General features: G+C 56.0%; 25 protein-coding genes. 13 read left to right on the forward strand and 12 right to left on the reverse strand.

The genetic code is table 11. From position 1 onward, the window contains the following. Positions 1-89 precede the first annotated feature (89 nt). Both ldcA and PGR79_RS03395 read left to right on the forward strand, forming a co-directional pair. Positions 90-1,004, forward strand: coding sequence for a muramoyltetrapeptide carboxypeptidase (ldcA, locus tag PGR79_RS03390; RefSeq protein ID WP_087860631.1), 915 nt, complete (start codon positions 90-92; stop codon positions 1,002-1,004). 90 nt (positions 1,005-1,094) lie between these two features. After that, the gene (locus PGR79_RS03395) at positions 1,095-2,828 is read left to right on the forward strand and encodes a potassium/proton antiporter (RefSeq protein ID WP_015366069.1); all 1,734 of its coding nucleotides are present in this window, start codon (positions 1,095-1,097) and stop codon (positions 2,826-2,828) included. Between the two features lie 16 nt (positions 2,829-2,844). On the opposite strand, the gene dadX is transcribed toward PGR79_RS03395, so the two are convergent. Both dadX and PGR79_RS03405 read right to left on the reverse strand, forming a co-directional pair. After that, entirely contained in the window at positions 2,845-3,915 is a 1,071-nt protein-coding gene (dadX, locus tag PGR79_RS03400) for a catabolic alanine racemase DadX (protein ID WP_113373593.1), read from the reverse strand. A gap of 9 nt (positions 3,916-3,924) precedes the next feature. Further along, a complete protein-coding gene (locus tag PGR79_RS03405) occupies positions 3,925-5,223 on the reverse strand; it encodes a D-amino acid dehydrogenase (RefSeq protein WP_430921072.1) in 1,299 nt (432 codons plus the stop codon). Between the two features lie 321 nt (positions 5,224-5,544). Here PGR79_RS03405 and PGR79_RS03410 point away from each other — a divergent pair, with 321 nt between their 5' ends. Continuing rightward, entirely contained in the window at positions 5,545-7,077 is a 1,533-nt protein-coding gene (locus PGR79_RS03410) for a SpoVR family protein (protein ID WP_113373591.1), read from the forward strand. A gap of 52 nt (positions 7,078-7,129) precedes the next feature. On the opposite strand, the gene fadR is transcribed toward PGR79_RS03410, so the two are convergent. Continuing rightward, positions 7,130-7,849, reverse strand: coding sequence for a fatty acid metabolism transcriptional regulator FadR (fadR, locus tag PGR79_RS03415; protein ID WP_045390428.1), 720 nt, complete (start codon positions 7,847-7,849; stop codon positions 7,130-7,132). 235 nt (positions 7,850-8,084) lie between these two features. Between fadR and nhaB the strand changes: the two genes are divergently transcribed. From nhaB to PGR79_RS03430, 3 genes are all read left to right on the forward strand, one after another. Next, the gene (nhaB, locus tag PGR79_RS03420; protein ID WP_113373590.1) at positions 8,085-9,635 is read left to right on the forward strand and encodes a sodium/proton antiporter NhaB; all 1,551 of its coding nucleotides are present in this window, start codon (positions 8,085-8,087) and stop codon (positions 9,633-9,635) included. A gap of 131 nt (positions 9,636-9,766) precedes the next feature. Next, positions 9,767-10,297: a disulfide bond formation protein DsbB gene (gene dsbB, locus PGR79_RS03425; RefSeq protein ID WP_015705844.1), complete on the forward strand. Its 531-nt coding sequence runs from the start codon at positions 9,767-9,769 to the stop codon at positions 10,295-10,297. A gap of 120 nt (positions 10,298-10,417) precedes the next feature. Beyond that, positions 10,418-10,762, forward strand: a complete 345-nt coding sequence (locus PGR79_RS03430; protein WP_087860627.1) for a DUF1971 domain-containing protein — start codon at positions 10,418-10,420, stop codon at positions 10,760-10,762. A gap of 520 nt (positions 10,763-11,282) precedes the next feature. On the opposite strand, the gene PGR79_RS03435 is transcribed toward PGR79_RS03430, so the two are convergent. From PGR79_RS03435 to PGR79_RS03445, 3 genes are all read right to left on the reverse strand, one after another. Beyond that, a complete protein-coding gene (locus PGR79_RS03435) occupies positions 11,283-11,729 on the reverse strand; it encodes a YcgN family cysteine cluster protein (RefSeq protein WP_015366058.1) in 447 nt (148 codons plus the stop codon). Positions 11,730-11,822: 93 nt separating this feature from the next. Further along, on the reverse strand, positions 11,823-12,482 hold the full coding sequence (locus PGR79_RS03440; RefSeq protein WP_087860576.1) for a fumarylacetoacetate hydrolase family protein: 660 nt from the start codon (positions 12,480-12,482) through the stop codon (positions 11,823-11,825). A gap of 17 nt (positions 12,483-12,499) precedes the next feature. Next, positions 12,500-12,781 carry a YcgL domain-containing protein gene (locus PGR79_RS03445; RefSeq protein ID WP_026612271.1) on the reverse strand — a complete coding sequence of 94 codons (282 nt, stop codon included), beginning with the start codon at positions 12,779-12,781 and terminating at the stop codon, positions 12,500-12,502. Positions 12,782-12,907: 126 nt separating this feature from the next. On the opposite strand from PGR79_RS03445, the gene minC reads away from it, so the two are divergent. Genes minC through minE form a run of 3 tightly spaced genes read left to right on the forward strand, consistent with a single transcriptional unit; the run spans position 12,908 to position 14,718 of the window. Then, positions 12,908-13,609, forward strand: a complete 702-nt coding sequence (minC, locus tag PGR79_RS03450) for a septum site-determining protein MinC (protein ID WP_087860575.1) — start codon at positions 12,908-12,910, stop codon at positions 13,607-13,609. 23 nt (positions 13,610-13,632) lie between these two features. After that, a complete protein-coding gene (gene minD, locus PGR79_RS03455; protein ID WP_015366054.1) occupies positions 13,633-14,445 on the forward strand; it encodes a septum site-determining protein MinD in 813 nt (270 codons plus the stop codon). Positions 14,446-14,448: 3 nt separating this feature from the next. Further along, positions 14,449-14,718 carry a cell division topological specificity factor MinE gene (gene minE / locus PGR79_RS03460; RefSeq protein WP_015366053.1) on the forward strand — a complete coding sequence of 90 codons (270 nt, stop codon included), beginning with the start codon at positions 14,449-14,451 and terminating at the stop codon, positions 14,716-14,718. Between the two features lie 95 nt (positions 14,719-14,813). On the opposite strand, the gene rnd is transcribed toward minE, so the two are convergent. The 5 genes from rnd to PGR79_RS03485 form a co-directional block, all read right to left on the reverse strand. Next, positions 14,814-15,929 carry a ribonuclease D gene (gene rnd / locus PGR79_RS03465; protein WP_162750170.1) on the reverse strand — a complete coding sequence of 372 codons (1,116 nt, stop codon included), beginning with the start codon at positions 15,927-15,929 and terminating at the stop codon, positions 14,814-14,816. Positions 15,930-16,171: 242 nt separating this feature from the next. Then, positions 16,172-17,857: a long-chain-fatty-acid--CoA ligase FadD gene (fadD, locus tag PGR79_RS03470; RefSeq protein ID WP_087860573.1), complete on the reverse strand. Its 1,686-nt coding sequence runs from the start codon at positions 17,855-17,857 to the stop codon at positions 16,172-16,174. 208 nt (positions 17,858-18,065) lie between these two features. Continuing rightward, positions 18,066-18,647 (reverse strand): Slp family lipoprotein, encoded by a 582-nt coding sequence (locus PGR79_RS03475; protein ID WP_113373588.1) that lies wholly within the window; start codon positions 18,645-18,647, stop codon positions 18,066-18,068. Between the two features lie 38 nt (positions 18,648-18,685). After that, the gene (tsaB, locus tag PGR79_RS03480; protein ID WP_113373587.1) at positions 18,686-19,381 is read right to left on the reverse strand and encodes a tRNA (adenosine(37)-N6)-threonylcarbamoyltransferase complex dimerization subunit type 1 TsaB; all 696 of its coding nucleotides are present in this window, start codon (positions 19,379-19,381) and stop codon (positions 18,686-18,688) included. 145 nt (positions 19,382-19,526) lie between these two features. Then, positions 19,527-21,437, reverse strand: a complete 1,911-nt coding sequence (locus PGR79_RS03485) for an ATP-dependent DNA helicase (protein ID WP_087860571.1) — start codon at positions 21,435-21,437, stop codon at positions 19,527-19,529. A 131-nt stretch (positions 21,438-21,568) separates the two neighbouring features. On the opposite strand from PGR79_RS03485, the gene PGR79_RS03490 reads away from it, so the two are divergent. Further along, positions 21,569-21,913 (forward strand): RidA family protein, encoded by a 345-nt coding sequence (locus tag PGR79_RS03490; RefSeq protein ID WP_113373586.1) that lies wholly within the window; start codon positions 21,569-21,571, stop codon positions 21,911-21,913. Here the strand turns inward: PGR79_RS03490 and PGR79_RS03495 are convergent, their stop codons facing one another. After that, positions 21,914-22,099: a YoaH family protein gene (locus PGR79_RS03495; RefSeq protein WP_113373585.1), complete on the reverse strand. Its 186-nt coding sequence runs from the start codon at positions 22,097-22,099 to the stop codon at positions 21,914-21,916. An 85-nt stretch (positions 22,100-22,184) separates the two neighbouring features. On the opposite strand from PGR79_RS03495, the gene pabB reads away from it, so the two are divergent. The 3 genes from pabB to sdaA all read left to right on the forward strand — a co-directional run bounded on the left by pabB (position 22,185) and on the right by sdaA (position 25,650). After that, positions 22,185-23,540, forward strand: a complete 1,356-nt coding sequence (gene pabB, locus PGR79_RS03500; protein ID WP_113373584.1) for an aminodeoxychorismate synthase component 1 — start codon at positions 22,185-22,187, stop codon at positions 23,538-23,540. 3 nt (positions 23,541-23,543) lie between these two features. Beyond that, positions 23,544-24,122 carry a CoA pyrophosphatase gene (locus PGR79_RS03505; protein WP_087860569.1) on the forward strand — a complete coding sequence of 193 codons (579 nt, stop codon included), beginning with the start codon at positions 23,544-23,546 and terminating at the stop codon, positions 24,120-24,122. Positions 24,123-24,285: 163 nt separating this feature from the next. After that, positions 24,286-25,650 carry an L-serine ammonia-lyase gene (gene sdaA, locus PGR79_RS03510; RefSeq protein ID WP_015705929.1) on the forward strand — a complete coding sequence of 455 codons (1,365 nt, stop codon included), beginning with the start codon at positions 24,286-24,288 and terminating at the stop codon, positions 25,648-25,650. Positions 25,651-25,667 lie beyond the last annotated feature (17 nt).

Genomic DNA, 25,667 nt, shown 5'->3' on the forward strand with positions numbered 1-25,667 from the left:
ATCCTTATTGGCTGAAGTTTGCCGCACGGAGATGACAATAAACGTTCCAGGCGGCATGATAACCCTTTCATTCTTTGCAAGGAATTGCCATGTCTCAGTTTTATCTGGTCGCCCCTTCCGGTTACTGTATCAATCAACAGGCTGCGGCCCTTGGCGTGGCCCGTCTGCAGGAGGCCGGTCATCAGGTACTGAACCAACAGGCGATCTCCCGTCGACAGCAGCGTTTCGCCGGCAGCGACAGCGAACGCCTGGCCGATATTAACCAACTTGCGGCCCTTAAGGGAAAAAACCGCATCGTGCTGGCGGTGCGCGGCGGCTATGGCGCCACCCGGTTACTATCGCATATCGACTGGCAGGCCTTGTCCGCGCGCCAGCGTCAGGATCCGCTGCTTATCTGCGGCCACAGTGATTTCACCGCCATCCAGATGGGACTGTTGGCTAAAGCCAACGCTATCAGCTTCAGCGGGCCGATGTTAGCGGGCAATTTCGGCGCAGAAACCCTGAATGCGTTTACTGAACATCACTTCTGGCAGGCGCTGCGCGAACCGGAGTTTACCCTCGAATGGCAAAGCGATGGCCCGGCCTGCCGCGCCGAAGGCACCCTGTGGGGCGGCAATCTGGCGATGGTCACGTCGCTCATCGGCACGCCGTGGCTACCGCAGATTGATGGCGGTATTCTGGTGCTTGAGGATATCAACGAACACCCGTTCCGCGTGGAGCGTATGCTGCTACAGTTGCTCAACAGCGGGATCCTTGCCCGCCAACGGGCCATTGTGCTCGGCAGCTTTACCGGCGCGCAGCCCAACGACTACGACGACGGTTACGATCTACCCACCGTCTACGCGTGGCTACGTCAGCAACTCGCCATCCCGCTGCTGACTGGACTCGAATTCGGTCATGAACAGCGCACCGTGACTTTACCTCTCGGCGCACAGGCACGGCTGGTCAACAACGCCTCTGTCGCAACGTTAACGATAAGCGGCCATCCGGTGCTGGCGGAATAAAAATTCCTCTCCGCGAGTATCCTGAAAACGCGCGGATTGTTAAAATGGTGTAATTTTCACCCCTTCACGCTGACAAGGAGTACGTGAACATTGGACGCCGCTGCGGTCATTAGTCTGTTTATCCTGGGTTCTGTTTTAGTAACCTGCAGTATTTTATTGAGTTCTTTCTCCTCGCGCCTCGGCATCCCGATTCTGGTTATCTTCCTCGCCATCGGTATGCTGGCAGGCGTTGACGGTATCGGCGGCATTCCTTTCGATAACTATCCTTTCGCCTATATGGTGAGTAACCTCGCGCTGGCGGTGATCCTGCTGGACGGCGGGATGCGCACCCAGGCCAGTTCGTTTCGCGTCGCGCTCTGGCCCGCGCTGTCGCTGGCGACGGTCGGCGTGCTGATAACCTCCGCCCTCACCGGAATGATGGCGGCATGGCTGTTCAAGCTCGATTTAATCGAAGGGCTGCTGATTGGCGCCATCGTCGGCTCCACCGATGCGGCGGCGGTGTTCTCGCTGCTCGGCGGTAAAGGGCTTAACGAGCGCGTTGGCTCGACCCTCGAAATTGAATCCGGCAGTAACGACCCGATGGCGGTATTCCTCACCATTACCCTGATTGAGATGATCCAACAGCACGAAGCAGGACTGAGCTGGATGTTTGTGGTGCATATCATTCAACAGTTTGGCCTGGGCATCGCTATTGGTCTCGGCGGCGGTTATCTGCTGCTGCAGATGATTAACCGTATTGTTCTGCCCACCGGGCTCTATCCCCTGCTGGCGCTAAGCGGCGGGATCATGATTTTCGCCGTCACCACCTCCCTGAATGGGAGCGGTATCCTCGCGGTCTATCTCTGCGGTTTCCTGCTCGGTAATAAACCTATTCGCAACCGCCACGGCATTCTGCAAAACTTTGACGGCCTGGCGTGGCTGGCGCAAATCGCCATGTTCCTCGTCCTCGGCCTGCTGGTGACGCCGTCCGACCTGTGGCCGATCGCGATTCCGGCGCTACTGCTGTCTATGTGGATGATCTTCATCGCGCGTCCGCTGTCGGTATTCGCCGGCCTGCTGCCGTTCCGCGGTTTTAATCTGCGCGAGCGAGTGTTTATCAGCTGGGTCGGATTGCGCGGCGCGGTGCCGATTATCCTCGCCGTTTTCCCGATGATGGCCGGGCTTGAGAACGCGCGGCTGTTCTTTAACGTCGCCTTTTTCGTGGTGTTGATTTCACTGCTATTACAGGGAACCTCACTGTCCTGGGCGGCGAAAAAAGCGAAGGTCGTGGTACCGCCGGTCGGCTGGCCTATCTCTCGCGTCGGTTTGGATATCCATCCGGAAAATCCGTGGGAGCAATTTGTGTACCAGCTGGGTGATGATAAATGGTGCGTTGGCGCAGCGTTGCGCGACCTCCACATGCCGCCGGAGACGCGCATCGCGGCACTCTTCCGCGACAACGTACTGCTGCATCCTACCGGCAGCACGCGGCTGATGGATGGTGATATTCTTTGTGTTATCGGCCGCGAGCGCGACCTGCCGGCGCTGGGTAAAATGTTCAGCCAGTCGCCGCCGGTCTCGCTCGATCAGCGGTTCTTTGGCGACTTCATCCTCGATGCGGAAGCTAAATTCGCCGATGTGGCGCAGATTTATGGCCTCGACGGCGGTGAAGAGTTTCGCGAGCATCAGCAGTCGCTGGGAGATGTGATTCAGCAGCTGTTGGGCGCCGCGCCGGTCGTTGGCGATCAGGTGGAGTTTGCCGGTATGGTGTGGACGGTCGCGGAAAAAGAGGACGATCACGTACTGAAGGTGGGTGTGCGGGTCGCGGAAGATGAGGCGGAGTGATCCGCCTCACACAAAGTTACACCGTCACTACCGGCACGCGTGGCGCCAGGGCGCACATTAATTCATAACCGACGGTGCCGCTGGCCGCAGCGACATCGTCAATCTTAATCTCCTGTCCCCATAACTCGACCGGCGCGCCAATACCCGCATGCGGGCAAGGCGTCAAATCTACCGCCAACATATCCATCGAAACACGCCCGACGGTGGTGGTGCGTACGCCGTCGACCAGCACCGGCGTGCCGCTCGGGGCGACGCGCGGATAGCCGTCGGCATAACCGCAGGCGACAATGCCGATGCGCTGCTCGCCGGATGCCTGATACAGCCCACCATAGCCCACCCGTTCGCCGCTTTTCAGCGTCTGTACGGCAATCACTTCACTGCTGAGGGTCATCGCCGCTTTCAGGCCGCTATTGGCAATATCCCGCCACTGACCCGACGGCGATGCGCCATACAGCACAATTCCCGGACGCACCCAATCAAAGTGCGCTTCCGGATGCCACAGCGTTGCCGCTGAGTTCGACAACGAACGCGGGCAGTCCAGCCCCTCCGCCGCCTGCTCGATACGGCGCATGGGCTCCGCGATGCCCTCCGGGTTTTCCGCATCAGCGAAATGCGACATCAGCGTCATTTCACCGACGTTGGCGAGCGATCGCAGCTGTTGCCAGACGGTATGCACTCGCTCGGGCATAAATCCCAGCCTATTCATACCGCTATTCACTTTAAGATAGATATCCAGCGGCGCATGCAGTTTAGCCTGCTGCAGGGCTTTAATTTGCCAGTTGCTGTGTACGCTGGTGGTCAGACGATACTTATCAAGCAGCGCCAGTTCATCGGCGTGAAAGAACCCTTCCAGCAGTAGAATCGGTCCTTTCCAGCCCTTTTCCCGCAGCAAGATTGCCTCTTCGAGATTGAGCAATGCGTATCCATCTGCGGCGTTTAGCGCCTGCCACATCCGCGCCAGGCCGTGGCCATAGGCATTCGCCTTCACCACCGCCCAAACGCGTGCCCCAGGGGCGGCGCGGCGAACAATCTGTAAATTCTGACGTAAAGCCGACAGATCAATGCTGGCTTTTACCGGACGAGACATGGAGGCTCCTTAGTTATGCACGCCGTGCAGATGCTGAGCGCGAGCCGACGTAAAGCCCGGGCTGTAACGCGCCACGGCCAGATCATCATAAGGGATCGCCGGCGTACGCCCGGAGATCAGGTCGCTCAGAAGCTGCCCGGACCCGCAGGCCATGGTCCAGCCCAACGTACCGTGCCCGGTGTTCAGCCACAGGTTTTTGTACGGCGTACGGCCAACCACCGGCGTACCATCCGGCGTCATCGGCCGCAGGCCGGTCCAGAAGGTGGCCTGCTCAACGTAGCCGCCGCGCGGGAACAGATCGCGAACCACCATCTCCAGCGTCTCGCGGCGCGGCTTCAGCAGCTCTTTATTAAAGCCGACAATTTCCGCCATCCCGCCAACGCGAATACGCTTATCGAAACGGGTAATCGCGATTTTGTAAGTCTCATCAAGGATAGTCGATACCGGCGCGCCGCTCTCTTCGGCAATCGGAATAGTCAACGAGTAGCCTTTCAGCGGATAGACCGGGATATCCACCAGCCCTTTGAGCATCGCGGTGGAGTAAGAACCAAACGCCATCACGTAGGCGTCGCCCTTAATAATTTCCTCGCCGCATTTCACACCGGCGATTTGATCGCCTTCGTAAAGCAGCGCATCGACGGAGGTATTAAAGCGGAAAATCACCCCTGCCGCCTCGGCCATCGCCGCCAGGCGGGTGGTGAAGAGTTGGCAATCGCCGGTTTCATCGTTTGGCAGGCGCAGGCCGCCGGTCAGTTTATGACTGACTTCCGCCAGCGCCGGTTCAACTTCCAGCAGGCGGTTGGCTTCCAGCAGTTGATACGGCACGCCGGCCTCTTCCAGCACGGCGATATCGCGAGTGGCGTTCTCATACTGTTTTTCGGTGCGGAAAAGCTGCAGGGTGCCCCCCTGGCGGCCTTCATACTGGATACCGGTGGTTTCACGCAGCGCTTTCAGGCAATCGCGGCTATATTCCGCCAGGCGCACCATACGCCCTTTGTTTTCCATATAGTGGCGGGTATCGCAGTTACGCAGCATCTGCCACATCCACTTGAGCTGGAACTGCGTGCCGTCAAGGCCAATCGCCAATGGCGCATGGCGCTGGAACATCCATTTAATCGCCTTCAGCGGCACGCCCGGCGCCGCCCACGGCGCCGCGTAGCCGGGAGAGATCTGCCCGGCGTTGGCGGCGCTGGTTTCTTCAGCGGGCCCTGGCTGACGGTCGATAACCGTCACCTCATGTCCCGCCTGGCTTAAATACCAGGCGCTCGCTACCCCAACCACCCCACTTCCCAGTATGACGACTCGCATAGCCACTCCGTAATAGTTAAAGAACAATCATCTAATTACAAATTGATAACCCAGATGAAAATATTATTCAACATACGCTTTATTTATGGTGACTTATCTCACACCAAACCGCACCAGCACTGACACCAGAGATTTACGATCTCGTGCTGCGCTTTATTTTTCCTCAGCATAAAATGCTAAGTAAATGTTAAATCCAGGCCTTTAGGATTGCGAAATCGCGAAGAAAAGAAATTACCCGCAGACGCAGTTTGTTATGGCGTGTTCTATGCTTGATAAGAGGTTCTCCACAAAGAGAGAACCACCAACAACGAGGGCGCGCTAATGGCTACGATTGATTCCATGAACAGGGACACCACCCGGTTAAGCGATGGACCCGACTGGACTTTTGAACTGCTGGAAACCTATCTCGCCGAGATCGATCGGGTGGCGAAGCTGTATCGTCTCGATACCTATCCGCATCAAATCGAGGTGATCACCTCCGAACAGATGATGGACGCCTATTCCAGCGTCGGGATGCCGATCAACTATCCGCACTGGTCGTTCGGCAAAAAATTTATCGAAACCGAGCAGGCGTATAAACACGGCCAGCAAGGTCTGGCCTATGAGATAGTCATTAACTCCAACCCTTGTATCGCTTATTTAATGGAGGAGAACACGATTACCATGCAGGCGCTGGTGATGGCGCACGCCTGTTATGGGCATAACTCCTTCTTTAAAAACAACTATCTGTTCCGCAGTTGGACCGATGCCAGCTCAATCATCGACTACCTTATATTCGCGCGTAAATACATTACCGAATGTGAAGAGCGCTACGGCGTCGATGAAGTCGAAAAATTGCTCGACTCCTGCCATGCGCTGATGAACTACGGCGTCGACCGCTACAAACGTCCGCAGAAAATTTCGCTGCAGGAGGAGAAGGCACGGCAGAAAAGCCGCGAAGAGTATCTGCAAAGCCAGGTGAACATGCTGTGGCGCACCCTGCCAAAACGGGAAGAGGAAAAAGCCATCGAGGCAAGCCGCCGCTATCCTTCCGAACCGCAGGAGAACCTGCTGTACTTTATGGAGAAGAACGCGCCGCTGCTTGAGTCGTGGCAGCGCGAGATCCTGCGTATCGTTCGTAAAGTCAGCCAGTATTTTTATCCGCAAAAGCAGACTCAGGTTATGAACGAGGGCTGGGCGACGTTCTGGCACTACACCATCCTCAATCATCTGTATGATGAAGGAAAAGTAACTGAGCGCTTTATGCTGGAGTTCCTGCACAGCCACACCAACGTGGTGTTCCAGCCGCCCTACAACAGCCCATGGTACAGCGGGATCAACCCCTACGCGCTGGGTTTCGCCATGTTCCAGGATATTAAGCGTATCTGCCAGTCGCCTACGGAAGAGGATCGCTACTGGTTCCCGGATATCGCCGGCTCCGATTGGCTGGAGACGCTGCATTTCGCCATGCGCGATTTTAAAGATGAGAGCTTTATCAGCCAGTTCTTGTCGCCGAAGGTGATGCGCGATTTCCGCTTATTCACGGTACTCGATGACGACCACAACAATTACCTGGAAATTTCCGCCATTCATAATGAGGAAGGTTATCGGGAAATTCGTTCTAAGCTGTCGGCGCAGTACAACCTCAGCAACCTCGAGCCGAATATTCAGGTCTGGAACGTTGACCTGCGCGGCGATCGTTCGCTGACGCTGCGCTATGTGCCGCATAACCGCGTGCCGCTGGATAAGAGCCGCCGCGAAGTGCTCAAACACGTTCACCGCCTGTGGGGCTTTGACGTGATCCTTGAACAGCAGAATGCCGATGGCAGCGTTGAGCTTTTGGATCGCACGCCGCCGCGGCAGAACGCGCTGTAAGGCTGAAAAAATGCCCGGATTATCCGGGCATTTTTTATATTATGGGCCGTGCTTAGCGCATATTGATGGCTAAATCGCCGGGCAGCGTTTTTTGCATCCGATGCCAGATCTCGCCGCTGTTGTGACCATAGGCACGGACGATTTCGTACACTTTATCGTGCTGACTCTCTTCACACACTTTCGCCAACTGGTGATAGAAGCCCAGCGCCAGGCTCCGCGCTTCCGGGTTAGCAAAATAGTGACGGCCGATGCGGGTATATAGCCCCTTCATGCCGTTGAGGATCAGACCGTAGATCGGGTTGCCGGAGGCAAACGCCAGACCACGGAAGATGTTGTAGTCCAGTTCGGCGAAAGCATCGGCATGATCTTCAACTTCACGCGCGGTAGCCAGTACCTCCAGCGCTTTGTCCGGGTGCTGGCGGAAGGCGGTACGAATAAAAATCGTTGAGATATTGGTACGCACCGACAGCAAGTTATCAATCAGCTGCGGCACGCTATCATGGTCGAGGCGCGCCAGCGTCTCAAGGATATTCAGTCCGGAGGTTTCCCAGAAGTTGTTCACTTTCGTCGGTTTACCGTGCTGGATAGTCAACCAGCCATCACGGGCCAGACGTTGCAACACTTCGCGCAGAGTGGTTCGGGTCACACCAATCAGTTCAGAAAGTTCACGTTCAGCAGGGAGAATGGATCCAGGCGGGAAACGGTTATTCCAGATACTTTCAATGATGTACTCTTCCGCGAAACCCGCAGGGCTTTGCGCCTTAATGACCATAGTAAGATTTCCATTACACAGCGTTGCAATTTGCACTCATCATACCAGAGCAGCCATACGCCAGATAGCATCTGAAAGTAATTAAAAGGGGATCGCCGTTTCATTTTCAGCTTTTGCTTAACGCCTTCCATTACCTGTAATGCGCCGCGAAGAAAGTTGCTTCCCTTTTTGCTCAACTGGTAATCTTGCAATAGTTACGCATAAAATCATATTGTTTGACGGAAGGACCTCTGTCGTGGAAATGTCTTATGGCCGCGCCCTGTGGCGCAATTTTCTTGGCCAGTCGCCAGACTGGTACAAGCTTCTCCTGATTATCTTCCTGGTGGTTAACCCGCTGGCGTTTTATCTTCAACCGTTTGTTGCCGGTTGGCTGTTAGTGGTGGAGTTTATCTTTACCCTGGCGATGGCGCTCAAATGCTACCCTCTTCTACCAGGCGGCCTGCTGGCGATAGAAGCGGTGGTGATCGGTATGACCAGCCCCGAACATATTCGCGAAGAAATAGCCAATAATCTCGAAGTCCTGCTGCTGCTGATGTTTATGGTGGCCGGGATCTATTTCATGAAGCAGCTATTGCTGTTTATTTTTACTCGGCTGCTCCTCGGGATCCGCAGCAAGATGCTGCTGTCGCTGGCCTTCTGCGTTGCCGCCGCGTTTCTCTCCGCCTTCCTCGACGCGCTCACCGTCGTGGCGGTGGTCATTAGCGTAGCGGTCGGCTTTTACGGTATTTATCATCGCGTCGCCTCCGCGCGCCCTGATGATAACGACATGCTTGATGACAGCCATATCGATCAGCACTACCGCGACGTGCTCGAACAGTTCCGCAGCTTTTTACGCAGCCTGATGATGCACGCCGGCGTCGGTACCGCGCTCGGCGGCGTGATGACCATGGTCGGCGAGCCGCAGAACCTGATTATCGCCAAAGCCGCCGGCTGGCACTTCGGCGAATTCTTCATCCGTATGTCGCCGGTAACCCTGCCGGTAATCGTATGCGGCCTGATAACCTGCCTGCTGCTGGAAAAATTCCGCCTGTTTGGCTACGGCGAGCCGCTGCCAGTCCCGGTACGCAAAGTCCTGCAGGATTTCGACGACCGTAGCCGCCAAAGCCGCAGCCGCCAGGATCGGATGCGCCTTATCGCTCAAGGGATCATCGGCGTGTGGCTGATTACCGCCCTCGCCCTGCATCTGGCGGAAGTTGGCCTGATTGGCCTCTCTGTCATTGTGCTGGCAACCACCTTCTCCGGTGTGACCGACGAACACGCCATCGGTAAAGCCTTTACCGAAGCGCTGCCATTTACCGCTCTGCTGACGGTCTTTTTTGCCATTGTGGCGGTGATTATCGATCAGCATCTGTTTGCCCCAGTGATTGAGTTCGTCCTGCAGGCATCGCCGCATGCCCAGCTATCGCTGTTCTATCTGTTTAACGGCCTGCTGTCGTCAATCTCCGATAACGTCTTTGTCGGTACGGTGTATATCAACGAAGCAAAAGCGGCGCTGGAACATGGCGTTATCAGCCTGCAGCAGTTTGAAATGCTGGCGGTCGCCATTAACACTGGTACCAACCTGCCTTCCGTCGCCACCCCCAACGGCCAGGCCGCGTTTCTGTTCCTGTTGACCTCGGCGCTGGCGCCGCTGATCCGCCTCTCTTATGGCAGAATGGTGTGGATGGCGCTGCCTTATACCATCGTGCTAACGCTGGTCGGCCTGCTGTGCGTCGAAACCCTGTTAATGCCGGCCACCCAGTGGATGCTCAGCCACGGCTGGTTGACCACGCCGATACTGCCGTAATTGCCCGGCCCGTTACCCGGGTTCGCCCGGGTAACGAATATTCATTTACGTAATATTTTCCGACTAGCGGATGGCGTCGCGGTAGTTTTCGTTTACACTGCCATGATTTAGCATGTTCCAGGGAAATGATTATGTTGCAATACTTAAACCAGTGCTCAAGGGGACGCGGCGCCTGGCTCTTGATGGCGTTAACCGCTTTTATACTTGAATTAGTGGCGCTGTGGTTCCAGCACGTGATGCTGCTGCAGCCCTGCGTGTTGTGTATTTATGAACGCTGCGCCCTGTTTGGCATCATGGGCGCCGGTCTGGTGGGCGCTATCGCGCCGAAAACCCCGCTGCGCTACGTCGCGCTGCTGATCTGGCTGTACAGCGCCCTGCGCGGTCTGCAGCTAGCATGGGAGCACACCATGATTCAGCTGCATCCTTCCCCGTTCCAGACCTGCGATTTCGCTGCGCGTTTCCCGACGTGGCTGCCGCTGGATAAATGGTTGCCGCAGGTATTCGTCGCCACCGGCGACTGTTCCGTGCGCCAGTGGGAATTCCTGACGCTGGAAATGCCGCAGTGGCTGGTAGGCATCTTTGCCGCTTATCTGGTTATCGGACTGCTGGTACTGATCGCTCAGCCATTTAAAGCTAAAAAACGCGATCTTTTCGGCCGTTAAGTGACCCGGCCAAATGGTAAACGCTCCTCCGGGGGCGTTTTTTTATGCCTGTAAGTTGACGACGCCTCTTTAAAGTTGCATATTAAATGCATCTTATTTGCATCCACTAAGGAGCTCACCATGTCTCATCTGCGAATCCCAGCTAACTGGAAAGTTAAACGCTCCACTCCGTTCTTCACTAAAGAAAATGTTCCGGCGGCTCTGCTCACCCATCACAATACTGCCGCTAACGTTTTCGGCCAGCTGTGCGTTATGGAAGGAACGGTAACCTACTACGGTTTTCATGACGAGCAGGCTACCGAGCCGGAGGTGAAAGTCGTCATTAACGCCGGGCAGTTCGCCACCAGCCCGCCGCAATATTGGCATCGTATCGAGCTCAGCGATGATGCCCAGTTCAACATTAACTTCTGGGTTGAAGATGAAGCCCACGGCGAAGACGGCCTGTTCCACGCAAAGAAAAGCTAATCCTCTGATGCGCAAGCGGTTGATCATCGACATCTGGATGTTTAAAGTCGTTACCCGAAAGGCTCGTCTTTCTTGAGTCTGAAATGGGATAAGTCACCATGAGCATAGTCTGGTATATGACGCTAATCTGCATTGTCGTGGCGTATTTAATGATGAGTTTCCTGCCCATCTGATCGCCGCAAGCAGCCATCGCGCCGGGGAGACCTGGCAGCTCGTCAACGCCCCCTCAGCCCGGCCATCGCGCCGGGTCTATTTTTATCTACATCTGCTTTACAAATATTCCTAAAGTTCCCCGCCCCCGCGCCGATGATGAAATGCCAAACGCACCTGGTGATGATGACTTAAATGTGGGGTTTCCGATGAGTAGAAACGGCTGGCGTTCTCTTAGTGTTGTTATTTTTCCATGCGCTTTATTGTGGGCAGGAATTATCTGGCTGGCATTGAGAATGATGGGATATTAATGCGAATAAAGAACCGGGCCGCGCAGGCAGGGAATGCCCGGTTCAGTGTTTTGACGAGTTTACTGCGCCCAGTCTGGTTTGTTTAAAATATGGTCCTGCCAGTCGACGACGGTAGACTCTTTAACCGCAATATGGCGCACGGAAATACGTTCGCCGTGCATCGCCACCTTAGAACCGGTCAGCAGCGGATGCCAGTGCGGCAGCGCTTTACCTTCCGCCAGCAGGCGATAGGCGCAGGTGTGAGGCAGCCATTCGAAGGTCGGCAGATTATCACGCGTGAGTTTGATGCAGTCCGGTTCGTACTCGAAGCGACGCTCGTAGTTACGGCACTGGCAGGTTTTAATGTTGAGCTGACGGCAGGCGACGTTGGTGAAGTAAATCTCGTCGGTATCTTCATCCATTAGCTTATGCAGGCAGCACTGTCCGCAGCCGTCGCACAGTGATTCCCACTCCGCGTCGGTCATTTCATCCAGTGTTTTTTGTTGCCAGAAAGGTTGTTCGCTCATTGGGATGTCCGTCATTACAATTCAGGGTGCACCTTATAACCAGTCTGGCACGCCGATGCAAGTTTTGCCGCCCCAAAAGGCGGCAAGCGGACGTTACAGCACGCGGGTGGATAACGTCAAACCATTGAAGCCGACTTCCAGCTCATCGCCGCTGGCGAGCGGCCCGACCCCGTCCGGAGTCCCGGTCAGAATGATATCGCCCGCTTTCAGCGTAAAGAAGCGCGACATATAGGCAATCAGCGGTACGATCTTATGAATCATATCGGCGGTCGTCCCCTGCTGGCGAACTTCACCATTAATCTTCAGGCTTAGCGGCGTATTTTGCGGATCGCCGCTGAACTCGGCGGCAGGGATAAAACCAGAGATCGGACAAGCGTTATCGAACCCCTTGGCTTTCTCCCACGGTTGTCCGGCCTTTTTCATCTTGCCCTGAATATCACGCAGGGTGAGATCCAACGCCACGCCATAACCGGCAATCGCCTTACGCACGTGATCTTCGCTGGCCTGGCGCAGCGTACTGCCGATCAGCACCGCCAGTTCAACCTCATGGTGCACCGATCCCAATCCTTCAGGCAGTACCAACGGCTGGCGGATATCACATAGCGCCGTTTCAGGTTTAATAAACAGCACCGGTTCCTCCGGCATCGCGCTGCCCATTTCCTTAATATGTTTTGCGTAATTACTGCCAACGCAAACCACTTTGCTCACTGGATAATCCAGTAACTCACCCTGCCAGTTATGATGTTGGTACATTATTTTCCCTCAATGGGTTAATCGGATTTATTCCCCTGTTCCGCGAGGTGTTTCTTAAGTAAATTCTCAGGAGGGGGAGGAAGTTGAAGGTAATAGCCCTGATCGACGAGCGCTTGTTTTACTTTCTCGAGGTCAGCGTTAGCCAGCGTCTTGCGCCCGTCGAGCGGCAACAGCATGGTCATCTGCGGGGTGCCGAAGCTTGCCATTAGTTCCGGCGGGACGCGCGAGAAATCGTCCTTTTTTTCGACATATAAATAGGTTTGTTCACGTTTAGTACTTCGATAGATCACACAAAACATAGATTTACTCGGAATTAGACCCGTGGTCACTTGCCTCAATATATGAGTGACTATAACATGCCTTTTAGTCTTCGGAATATCACCGCACTTCGGCGGATGATAAACAGCAAATTGAGTAAGGCCAGGATGTCAAATACGCCAATCGAACTTAAGGGCAGTAGCTTCACCTTATCTGTCGTTCATTTGCACGATGCAAATCCCGAGGTTATTCGTCAGGCGTTAGAAGACAAAATCGCCCAGGCTCCCGCTTTTTTACGTCATGCGCCGGTGGTGGTCAACATCAGCAGTATTGAAGAGAGCGTCGACTGGCGCCCGATGCATGAAGCTATCGTCGCCACCGGTTTACGCATCATGGGCGTGAGCGGGTGTAAAATTTCCCGCCTGAAAACGGAAATCGACCGCGCCGGGATCCCGCTACTGACGGAAGGAAAAGAGAAAATCGTTCGTCAGGCGCCGCCGCCGGAACCCGTCGCACCGCCACCAGTTGCTACGCCGATCACAAAAACGCGTTTGATTGATCTGCCGGTACGTTCCGGTCAGCGCATTTATGCGCCACACTGTGATCTAATTGTTACAAACCATGTGAGTGCCGGCGCGGAACTTATCGCTGATGGTAACATCCATGTGTATGGCATGATGCGGGGACGTGCGCTGGCTGGCGCAAGCGGCGACAGAGATGCCCAAATATTTTGTACTAACCTCGCGGCGGAACTGGTGTCCATCGCAGGGGAATATTGGCTGAGCGATAACATCCCAGCTGAATTTTATGGCAAAGCGGCGCGCCTGCGTTTAGGCGACGGCGCTTTGACAATTCAACCGTTCAATTAATCCCTTTTTAACAAGGAATTTCTATGGCACGCATTATTGTTGTGACTTCGGGTAAAGGGGGCGTTGGTAAGACCACCTCCAGCGCGGCCATCGCTACTGGTTTGGCCCAGAAGGGAAAGAAAACTGTCGTTATCGACTTCGATATCGGCCTGCGTAACCTCGACCTGATTATGGGATGCGAGCGTCGGGTGGTTTATGACTTCGTCAACGTTATCCAGGGCGATGCCACTCTCAATCAGGCGCTAATCAAAGATAAGCGTACTGAAAATCTCTATATCCTTCCGGCTTCTCAGACCCGTGATAAAGACGCGCTGACCCGCGAAGGCGTAGATAAAGTTCTTGAAGAACTGAAAAAGATGGATTTCGATTTTATTGTCTGCGACTCCCCTGCGGGCATCGAAACCGGCGCGCTGATGGCGCTGTACTTCGCTGACGAAGCCATCATCACCACTAACCCGGAAGTCTCCTCCGTGCGTGACTCCGACCGTATCCTTGGCATTCTGGCCTCCAAATCCCGCCGCGCGGAAAATGGCGACGAGCCGATCAAAGAGCACCTGCTGCTGACGCGCTACAACCCAGGCCGCGTGAACAAAGGCGACATGCTGAGCATGGAAGACGTGCTGGAAATTCTGCGCATCAATCTGGTGGGCGTGATCCCGGAAGATCAGTCCGTGCTGCGCGCATCGAACCAGGGCGAGCCGGTCATTCTGGATACCGTTTCAGATGCGGGTAAAGCCTATGCGGATACTGTGGATCGTCTGCTCGGAGAAGAACGTCCTTTCCGCTTCATAGAAGAAGAGAAGAAAGGTTTCCTCAAACGCCTGTTCGGAGGATAAATTATGGCATTACTCGACTTTTTTCTCTCGCGAAAAAAGAACACGGCTAACATTGCGAAAGAACGCCTGCAAATCATCGTCGCGGAGCGCCGCCGCGGCGACGCGGAGCCACATTACCTGCCGCAGCTGCGCAAAGATATCCTGGAGGTCATCTGTAAATACGTACAGATAGATCCTGAGATGGTCAGCGTACAGCTGGAACAGCGCGATGGTGATATTTCGATTCTCGAGCTGAACGTGACCCTGCCAGAAGCTGAAGAGTCGAAACCCTGACCCTGTTGTCTTATTAACGGCATCTCGCCGTAGGATTAAAAAAACCGGCCACGCCACGCGCGGCCGGTTTTTTATGGCCTGAATAGCGCCCGGCGCTAGCGAGGATAGTCGTTGAGCAGCGCTTTCAGACGATCGGCCATCAATTCACCACGCCAGCCGGAAACCAGCTCTGGCTCGCCGTTTTTCGTTTTCAGCTGCCAGTGCCAGTTCAGCAGTTGGTTGATCTGGCGGCGCGACGCCAGCAGTTCGGCGCTCACCCCCTTCTCGGCGCTCACTTCCTGTACCAGCGCTTTAATATCTTTAAAGGCTTTGCGGTACCCCGGCATATCGATCAGGTTTTGCAGCGGCTCAGGCAGCGCCGATTCCGGCAAGGCCTGCGCTTTCTCAACCAGGCTAATCAGCGTCTTACCATGGAAGCGAATTTCGCTCCCGGATAAACCGAGGCTATCAAGTTCGCCGAGGCTGGTCGGCATATAGCGCGCCACGCTCCATAGATGCTCTTCGCGTACCACAAAGTTCACCGCCAGGTTACGCTCGCGCGCTTTGCGCAGACGCCACTCCGCCAGCAACTGCAGGCAGCCCAGCTGACGCGTACGCAGTTGCCAGGCGTTACCGATTTCCCGCCACGCATCCGCCGGGTCAAGGACTTCCTGACGGCGCTGCTGCATCAGGTGGCACTCGTTTAACGCGGCCGGCAGCCAGCCCGCGTGGTCGGTTTCCGCCATTAATTTGCTGGCTATCGGCAACAGATACCAGACATCGGCGGCCGCATATTCGCACTGACGCTCGGTCAACGGACGGGCCAGCCAATCGGTGCGTGATTCGCTTTTGTCCAGCGCAACGCCGGAATACTCTTCAACCATTGAAGCGAAACCCCACGACATCGGGCGCCCGCAGAAGGCGGCCAGAATCTGGGTGTCGATAAGCGGCTGCGGCATCAGGTTGAACGCGTTGAGGAAGACTTCTAAATCTTCGCTGCCCGCATGCAGGTATTTGGTGACATCCTGGTTGAGCAGCAGCTCGCGCATCGGCGCCCAGTCGTTGATGGTCAACGGATCGATCAGAGAAACCTGTTTGCCGTCGAACAGCTGCAGCAAACCAAGCTGCGGGTAGTAGGTGCGGGTGCGAACAAACTCAGTATCCAGCGCAACCGCGGGTGCCGTGCTTGCCGCTTCACAGATAGCGCGCAGGCCATCGTCGGTGGTGATCATCTGATAGTTCAAATCATACTCTCTTAACTTGCGCCCATAAAAAACGCCGGCTTAGCCGGCGCGAGATTAATGACAAACCTCATGCAATCGTTGGGCTTGCAGATTGCACCAGACAAATAACAAGGAAAATCAATTTATTGATTTTCGGCTGATAACCACAAAGAAGGAAAAACCACGCTTTTTCCTTCTTTGTCTGTAATCTTGACGCCGGCTTCGCCGGCGCCTGGCGACTCACTCGTTACTTAGCCTTTATTGTCTACTTTAGCACGGGCTTCGTCACGCAGTTCTCGTCGTAAAATTTTTCCGACGTTGGATTTCGGTAGCTCGTCACGGAACTCCACCAGCTTCGGTACTTTGTAGCCGGTCAAATGGCGACGGCAGAAAGTAATCAGCGCTTCTTCGGTTAACGCGGCATCTTTCTTCACCACGAAAATTTTTACCGCTTCGCCGCTGCTGCCGGACGGTACGCCGACGGCGGCCACTTCCTGTACGCCGGCGTGCTGCATCACAACATCTTCGATTTCATTCGGATAGACGTTAAAACCGGAAACCAGAATCATGTCTTTTTTGCGATCGACGATGCGCAGGAAGCCTTCATCATCCATCACCGCGATATCGCCGGTATGGAGCCAGCCATCTTTAATGATTTCATCGGTGGCATCCGGACGCTGCCAGTAGCCCAGCATCACCTGCGGCCCTTTGATGCAAAGCTCGCCCGGCTCACCCGGCGCGACTTCATTATCGTCATCATCGACCAGCTTAGCTTCGGTCGAGGGCACCGGCAGGCCGATGCTTCCGCTGTGGTAGTCGATATCATGCGGGTTGACGCTCACCAGCGGCGAGCACTCCGTCAGGCCGTAGCCCTCCAGCAGATACTGACCCGTCAGTTTCACCCAGCGCTCCGCTACCACCTGCTGCACCGGCATGCCGCCGCCGGCGGAAAGATGCAGTGAAGAGAAATCAAGCTGCTGGAATTCTTTATTGTTCAAGAGCGCGTTAAACAAGGTATTCACCCCGGTCATCGCGGTGAAGGGATATTTTGCCAGCTCTTTTACCAGGCCCGGAATGTCGCGCGGATTGGTAATCAGCAGGTTCTGCCCGCCGAGTTCGATAAACAGCAGGCAGTTCATGGTCAAGGCGAAGATGTGGTACAGCGGCAGCGCGGTCACTACCAGCTCTTTACCACGGTGCAGTAGCGGACCGTAGGTCGCATTCACCTGTTCAAGGTTAGCCAGCATATTGCGATGGGTCAGCATCGCCCCTTTCGCCACGCCGGTGGTACCGCCGGTGTACTGCAGGAAGGCAAGATCGTCCGCGACGATTTCCGGCTTCACGTACTGCATACGGTAGCCATGCTGCAGGGCGCTGCGAAATGAGATGGCGTCCGGTAGATGATATTTCGGCACCAGCCGCTTAATGTACTTCACCACAAAGTTGACTAACGTCCCTTTGGCGGTAGAGAGCTGGTCGCCCATTCGCGTCAGGATGACGTGTTTTACCTGGGTTTTATCGACTACTTTCTCCAGGGTATGTGCGAAGTTGGAAACGATCACAATCGCCGCCGCGCCGCTGTCATTGAGCTGGTGCTCCAGTTCGCGCGGGGTATACAGCGGGTTAACGTTGACGGCAATCATTCCGGCACGCAGGATCCCAAACAGCGCCACCGGATATTGCAGCAGGTTAGGCATCATCAGCGCGACGCGATCGCCCTTCTGTAGCCCTAATCCTTGCTGGAGATAAGCGGCGAAAGCGCGGCTGCGCTCTTCCAGCTTACGGTAGGTCATCACCTCGCCCATGTTGATAAATGCCGGCTGATCGGCATAACGGGTAGTAGCGTGCTCAAACAATTCAACCAGGGATTGATAGCGGTCAGGATTTATCTCCGCCGGAACATCGGCGGGATAACGGTTTAGCCAAACCTTTTTCACTGCTTCACCTCTGAAATAGTTATTCGTCGTCATCACAGCCCCTGATCAACAAACATTTTGTTAACATTATATTAACTCAGCGTACCAGTTTATTAATTAGGCGTTTTTCAGGTTGCGAAGCGCGTCACTATTTATTTTTCTTATGAGACTAAAAAACACGAAACAGCGGGCTAGCCGCTGTTTCTATTCCATTATAAAAACAACAAAATCATTCCGTTACGACGTTTCTGACCTCTGCCGGGCCCGGGTTATACCAACCCCAGCCGCCGTATCCGTAGCCCCATGGGCGCGGGCCGAGCATCCACGGGTCAATGGGCTGCGGCGGCATCACCACCTGCTGCACCACGTTCCAGCGTTTATAGCCGGTGGCATTCATCAACATGAATTTATACGGCGTTGCGCCAACTTTACCGTCGACAACGCCGCTAATCGGCCCAACCACGGTTACCAGCTGGCCGCGGAAATCGACCGGGTCAAGGAAACCGCTCACGTCGGCGAGGATACGGCCGCGTGAAGGTTCGCCCAGTTCCGGCCGCGCGCCGCTATCCAGCGGTACGGTGGCAATTTCTAAGCGGGTTTTCCCCTGCTGATTCTGCACGTTGACAACCTTACCGCCAAAACGCGCTTCCTGGCCGATATACAGCTGCGGCGCGTTCATCACCCGCACTAAATCCTGTTGCGGCGTAGAGCTGGTGCCTTTAATAACATCCGGCACCGACACGCAACCGCTTAGCGCAACGGCAACCGCCGCGGCTAACAGCCAACGGACGCCCTGTTTTTGACCCGCCATGATGCGACTCCTTCTCTCAGTCTTCTCTCTACTGAGATTCACTCGCGGCCAGGAAGTTTCTTCCACGCCACTTCGTTTCGCAAATAAACTGGTTCCGCATGCTCAACGGCCACGGTTTTTCCTGCCGCCAACAGATGAATGGCCAGCGGCAGCATATCTTCAGCCACCGGCAGTTCAATCTCGCCGCTGCTTAAAATCAGCCCGCTCTCTTTCGCCAGATCCGGCCACGCCTGCCAGCCGGTGCCGACGGTAGCCCATTCGCCAGAAAGCAGCGCCAGGCGTTCGGCAACCGCAGCCGGTTTGAGAACCGCTTCAGTTTCTTCACCGTGCCAGACGCCATTTTCGTCGCGCTGATACTCAGCCCAGTACACTTCTCCCATACGCGCATCGATGGCCGCCAGCACGCGAGTAGCGCCAGTTTTGCGCCACGCGCCCTGCGCCATCGTCGCCAGCGTAGAAACGCCGATCATCGGCAGCTCAGCGCCCAGCGCCAGTCCTTGCGCAATGCCGATACCAATACGTACGCCGGTAAAGCTGCCCGGACCGCGGCCAAAGGCCAGCGCGTCAAGTTCATTCAGCGTAGTGCCGCTTTCAGTGAGGACCTCCTGCACCAGAGGCAGGATACGTTGGGTGTGTTCGCGGGGACAAATTTCAAAATGGGCGCTCAGGGCGCCATCATTCCACAGCGCCGCGGAGCACGCCTCCGTGGCGGTATCGATAGCCAAAATTCGCATGGGTGGTCACGCTCTCGTTACATAATCCAGGTTTTAGGGCGGTAAATTCATCGGCTGACGGACTCACCGCCGCCGCACCGCCCGAAATCCATTGGGGATAGCTGATTAACAAAATGGCGCGCAGCTTACCACATTTTGCGACGGATTACCTTGCCGGCGGCACGGCGAGAAAGCGTACCGCCCGGCGGATATCACGGGTCCGCGGCGCGGGTGGCAGGCTGGCCAGGAACACGGCGCCATAGGGGCGCATCACCAGCCGGTTGTCACAGATAACCAGAACGCCGCGATCGTCAATATCGCGGATCAGGCGCCCCACGCCTTGTTTGAGGGTAATGACGGCATCCGGCAACTGAACTTCATCGAACGGGTCGCCGCCGCGCAGGCGGCAATCTTCCATTCGCGCTTTGAGCAGCGGATCGTCCGGCGAGGTAAACGGCAGCTTATCGATAATCACCAGCGACAGCGCGTCACCGCGCACGTCAACTCCTTCCCAGAAGCTACTGGTCGCCACTAATAGCGCATTGCCGGCGCTAACAAACTGCTGCAGCAGTTGGCCTTTGCTGGTCTCTCCCTGCAGCAGTACCGGCAGCGTCATGGTGGCGCGGAACTGCTCAGCCAGATCGCGCATCATGGCATGCGAGGTGCAGAGCATGAAGCAGCGTCCATCGTTGGCCTCAATCAAGGGTTTCAACATTGCCGCCAGATGACGGGCAGCGCCAGGCTGATTCGGTAGCGGTAGGTTACGCGGTACGCAGAGCAGCGCCTGATGCTGATAATCAAATGGGCTGGGCAACAGCAGCGTCTGCGCGTCATCAATGCCGAGACGAGCGGTAAAGTGGTGGAGATCGTCATTCACCGACAGCGTCGCCGAGGTAAAGATCCAGCTCCCCGATTTTTGCGCCATTACCTCTTTAAACTTCTCTGCCACCGTTAACGGCGTCAAGGCGAGGGTAAAATGACGCGACGTGCATTCATACCAGTAGCTATAGCCAGGCTGATTGATCTCCTTGAGCCGCTTCAGGCGGCCACGGTAGAGCGTCGCGCGCTCAAAGGCGGCGTCGAGCAGCGCCGAACGGCCAAGGGAGAGTTTGGCGACGTCGTAACACAGTTCAAGCGCGTCATCGAGCAGCAGCAGCGCGCGCTGAATGTGGCTGTCCGCCAGCAGTTCGCGCAGGTTGCCGCGATAGCCCGGATCGCCCAACTGCAGCCGAAAATCCTGCGCGCTTTGCGCCAGACGATCGGCGCATTTTTGCAGCTGTTGGGTATCTTTCAGTTCGGTACGGTAGGCAATGGTAATGTCTTTGGCCAAATCCAGCAGCTGGCGGCTGGAGAGCGACTGGCCAAAATACTGGCTGGCGATATCCGGCAACTGATGGGCTTCATCGAAGATCATCACTTCCGCTTCGGGGATCAGTTCGGCAAAGCCGCTCTCTTTTACCACCATATCGGCAAGAAACAGGTGATGGTTGACCACCACCACGTCAGCATCCATCGCCTTCTTACGCGCTTTAACCACAAAACAATCTTTGTATAACGGGCAGTCGCTGCCGAGACAGTTATCGTTGGTGCTGGTGACCAGCGGCCAGGCCTGAGAATCTTCGGCGACGCTGGCGCAGGTGCTGATATCGCCATCCTGCGTCTGATTAGACCAGGAGCGCAGAAGAATAACGTCACTTAACGTTTGTACCGGCAGATCGCCGCCCGCCAGCGCCTGCTGCTCAAGGCGTTCAAGGCACAGGTAGTTTGAGCGCCCTTTTAACAACGCCAGTTTGCCAGTGAATTTAAGCGCTTTAGCAACGGTCGGTAGATCGCGGCTGTAGAGCTGATCCTGCAGCGCTTTCGAACCCGTGGAGATGATCACCTTTTTCTTCGCACGCAGCGCGGGCGCCAGATACGCGTAGGTTTTACCGGTGCCGGTCCCTGCTTCCACCACCAGCGGCCGGGAGGCTTCAATGGCCTCACTCACCGCTACCGCCATCTGGCGCTGCGGCTCGCGCGGCTTAAATCCCGGTATCGCCATGGCCAGCTGGCCGTCTGCTGCAAAATCGTCGATCACGTTGCCCCCTGGTTATTTGGACAGTGATTATGTCAGGGAGGACGGCGTTTCGCCAGCCCGGGTAGTGACGCGGACGGAACATTATGGCAGTCTTGCCGCAGCCAAATGGATAGAACAACGAGGAAAGATAAATGACAATTACGCGTATTGATGCCGAAGCCCGCTGGTCTGATGTGGTCATTCACAACCAAACCATTTACTACACCGGGGTGCCGGAAAACCTCGACGCCGACGCGTTTGAACAGACCGCCAACACCCTGGCGCAAATTGACGCGGTGCTGGAAAAACAGGGCAGCAATAAGTCACGTATTCTTGATGCCACCATTTTCCTGGCCAATAAAGATGATTTTGCGGCGATGAATAGAGCCTGGGACGCCTGGGTGGTTGCCGGTCACGCGCCGGTGCGCTGTACCGTACAGGCGACCCTGATGAAGCCGCAGTATAAAGTTGAGATTAAAATCATCGCCGCGGCGTAGTTACTCGTCTTCTTCGTCATCTTCGAAGCGCGCTACTATCCGTTCGCCGGTATGCGTGGCGCGCAGTTCATCGGCCACCAGGGCGATTGCCTGGCCGCTGCTCATCCCCTTCGCCATCAATTCCTGAATACGTTCGACCGCTTTTTGCTGTTGCTCATGGCTCAGCGAAGGTAAACCTGCAAACATCACTCACTCCTGCTACATTGTGGGGCGTAATTATTTCACGCCGTCCGCCATTTCGCCAGTGGGCGGCACATTAGGATCGAGGTTAATGTTGTCCCCCGCTATTATTACCCTGCCCTGGCGTGCGGATGCCGCCGAACGCTATTTCGCGCCGTTAAGCGCGATGCCGTGGGCGATGCTGCTGCACTCCGGCTTTGCCGATCATCCGTATAGCCGTTTCGATATTATCGTCGCCGAACCGCGCGCGACGCTGGTTACCCGCGGCGAGCAAACCTGGGTCAACGACGGTGAAGGCGAATTTGTCTCGCAGGACGATCCGCTGCAGCTGCTGCAACAGCAGTTGGATCGCTGTCAGTTAACGGCGCAGGCCGATGAAAACCTGCCGTTTCTCGGCGGCGCGTTGGGGTTATTCGGCTACGATCTTGGCCGCCGCTTTGAACGTCTTCCCGCGCAAGCGCAGGCTGATATAGCCCTGCCGGAGATGGCGGTCGGCATTTATGACTGGGCGCTGATCGTCGATCATCAACGCCAGCAGGTATCGCTACTGAGCTACGACGATCCGCAACAGCGCCTGCAGTGGCTGGAATCGCAAACGCGCCAGCCGGCTGAATCTTTCTCCCTGACCTCCAGTTGGCAATCAAATATGAGCCGCCAGCAGTACGGCGAAAAATTCCGCCAGGTGCAGGCGTATCTGCGCAGCGGCGACTGTTATCAGGTCAACCTGGCGCAGCGTTTCCAGGCCCGCTATCGCGGCGACGAATGGCAGGCATTTTGTAAGCTTAATGCCGTTAACCGCGCGCCGTTCAGCGCCTTCATTCGCCTGGCGGAAGGGGCGATTTTAAGCCTGTCTCCGGAGCGATTTATTCAATTGTATCAGGGCGACATCCAGACGCGCCCCATTAAAGGCACGCTGCCGCGACTCGATTCTCCGCAAGAAGATGCGCGCCAGGCGGTAACGCTTGCCCACTCACCGAAAGATCGCGCAGAAAACCTGATGATTGTCGACCTGATGCGCAATGATATCGGCCGCGTCGCCGTGCCGGGCAGCGTGCGCGTACCGGAACTGTTTGTGGTTGAACCTTTCCCGGCGGTGCATCACCTGGTGAGCACCATCACCGCACGATTGCCTGCTACGCTTGATGCCAGCGATCTGCTGCGCGCGGCCTTCCCTGGCGGCTCCATTACCGGCGCGCCAAAAGTTCGCGCTATGGAGATTATCGATGAACTTGAACCGCAGCGACGCAACGCATGGTGCGGCAGCATTGGTTATCTCAGCCTGTGCGGCAATATGGATACCAGTATTACTATCCGTACGATCACCGCCTGGCGGGGTCAGCTGTACTGTTCCGCGGGCGGCGGTATCGTGGCGGACAGCGAAGAGGCAGCGGAATATCAGGAAACTTTTGATAAAGTTAACCGTATTCTGCATCAACTGGAGAGCTAGAACATGGCGGCTAACGCCCTCGACCTGGACGACTTTCTTTCCCGTTTTCAGCTGCTGCGCCCGCAGCCCTCGCCGCAGTCGCTGAACCAGCGCCAGGCGGCGGTACTGGTGCCGATTGTCCGTCGCCCGCAGCCGGGACTGTTGCTGACCCAGCGTTCGCCGCTGCTGCGCAAGCACGCGGGCCAGGTCGCCTTCCCCGGCGGCGCAGTTGATAACACCGACGCAACGTTAATCGCCGCCGCGCTGCGCGAGGCGCAGGAAGAAGTGGCGATCCCGCCGGAAGCCGTTGAAGTGATCGGCGTGCTGCCGCCGGTCGACAGCGTCACCGGCTTTCAGGTGACGCCGGTTGTCGGCATAATCCCCCCGAACCTGCACTATCATGCCAGTCAGGACGAGGTGTCCGCGGTGTTTGAAATGCCGCTTGAAGAAGCGCTGCGCCTGGGTCGCTACCACCCGTTGGACATCCATCGGCGCGGTAATTCACATCGCGTCTGGCTATCGTGGTACCAACATTATTTTGTCTGGGGAATGACCGCCGGCATTATTCGCGAGCTGGCGCTGCAAATCGGCACCCGTCCTTAGCTATAATAAGTAATGAGAAGCCGCTCGCACTATTAGTAAAACCAAGGTTATCCATTAGTTTAATTCATGTGAATAGTTAAGCTGACAACCCGGTTCCCTCTTACACTATGCGCAGTTATTACATCGTTACCGCAACCGCGGTAACCCTGTCAGGAGTGTTATCGTGATTAGTATATTCGACATGTTCAAGGTGGGGATTGGTCCCTCATCTTCCCATACTGTAGGGCCGATGAAGGCCGGTAAACAGTTCGTCGATGACCTGGTCGAAAAGGGATTGCTTAATGAAGTGACGCGCGTCGCCGTTGACGTCTATGGGTCGCTTTCATTAACCGGCAAAGGCCACCATACGGACATCGCCATTATCATGGGACTGGCGGGCAATCTGCCTGCGACGGTCGATATTGACGCGATCCCGGCATTTATCCGCGACGTAGAAACCCGCGGCCGTCTGCTGCTGGCAAACGGGCAACACGAAGTCGACTTCCCGGCGGATGACGGCATGCGTTTTCGTAGCGACAACCTGCCGCTGCACGAAAACGGCATGACTATCCATGCGTGGGCCGGCGAGAAAGAAATTTACAGCAAGACTTACTATTCAATCGGCGGCGGTTTTATCGTCGACGAAGAGCATTTCGGCAAAGAAGACGCGAGCGAACTGCAGGTTCCGTATCCGTTTAAATCGGCGCAGGAAATGCTGGGCTACTGCAAAGAAACCGGTCTGTCGCTCTCCGGCATGGTGATGCAAAACGAACTGGCGCTGCACAGCAAGCAAGAGATCGAAGCCTATTTCGAAAACGTCTGGCAAACCATGCGCGCCTGTATCGATCGCGGCATGAACACCGAAGGCGTGCTGCCGGGGCCGCTGCGCGTGCCGCGACGCGCTTCGGCGCTGCGTCGTCTGCTGGTCGCCAGCGATAAACTGTCTAACGACCCGATGAATGTTGTCGACTGGGTGAACATGTTCGCGCTGGCGGTCAATGAAGAGAACGCCGCAGGCGGCCGCGTCGTTACCGCGCCGACCAACGGCGCCTGTGGTATCGTTCCGGCAGTGCTCGCCTACTACGATCACTTTATCGAATCCGTCAGCCCGGATATCTATATTCGCTACTTTATGGCCTCCGGCGCGATTGGCGCGCTGTACAAGATGAACGCGTCCATTTCCGGCGCCGAAGTCGGCTGTCAGGGCGAAGTCGGCGTGGCCTGTTCAATGGCGGCGGCGGGGCTGGCTGAACTGCTCGGCGCCAGCCCGGAGCAGGTTTGCGTGGCGGCGGAGATCGGCATGGAACATAACCTCGGCCTGACCTGCGACCCGGTCGCCGGCCAGGTTCAGGTGCCGTGCATCGAGCGAAACGCTATCGCCTCCGTGAAGGCGATTAACGCCGCGCGTATGGCGATGCGCCGCACCAGCGAACCGCGCGTCTCTCTCGATAAAGTTATCGAGACCATGTACGAAACGGGTAAAGACATGAACGCCAAATATCGCGAAACCTCTCGCGGCGGCCTGGCGATCAAAGTCCAGTGTGACTAAAACACGTCTGTGAAATG

Source organism: Klebsiella sp. 141161, assembly GCF_050600815.1.
Classification (GTDB): domain Bacteria; phylum Pseudomonadota; class Gammaproteobacteria; order Enterobacterales; family Enterobacteriaceae; genus Klebsiella; species Klebsiella aerogenes.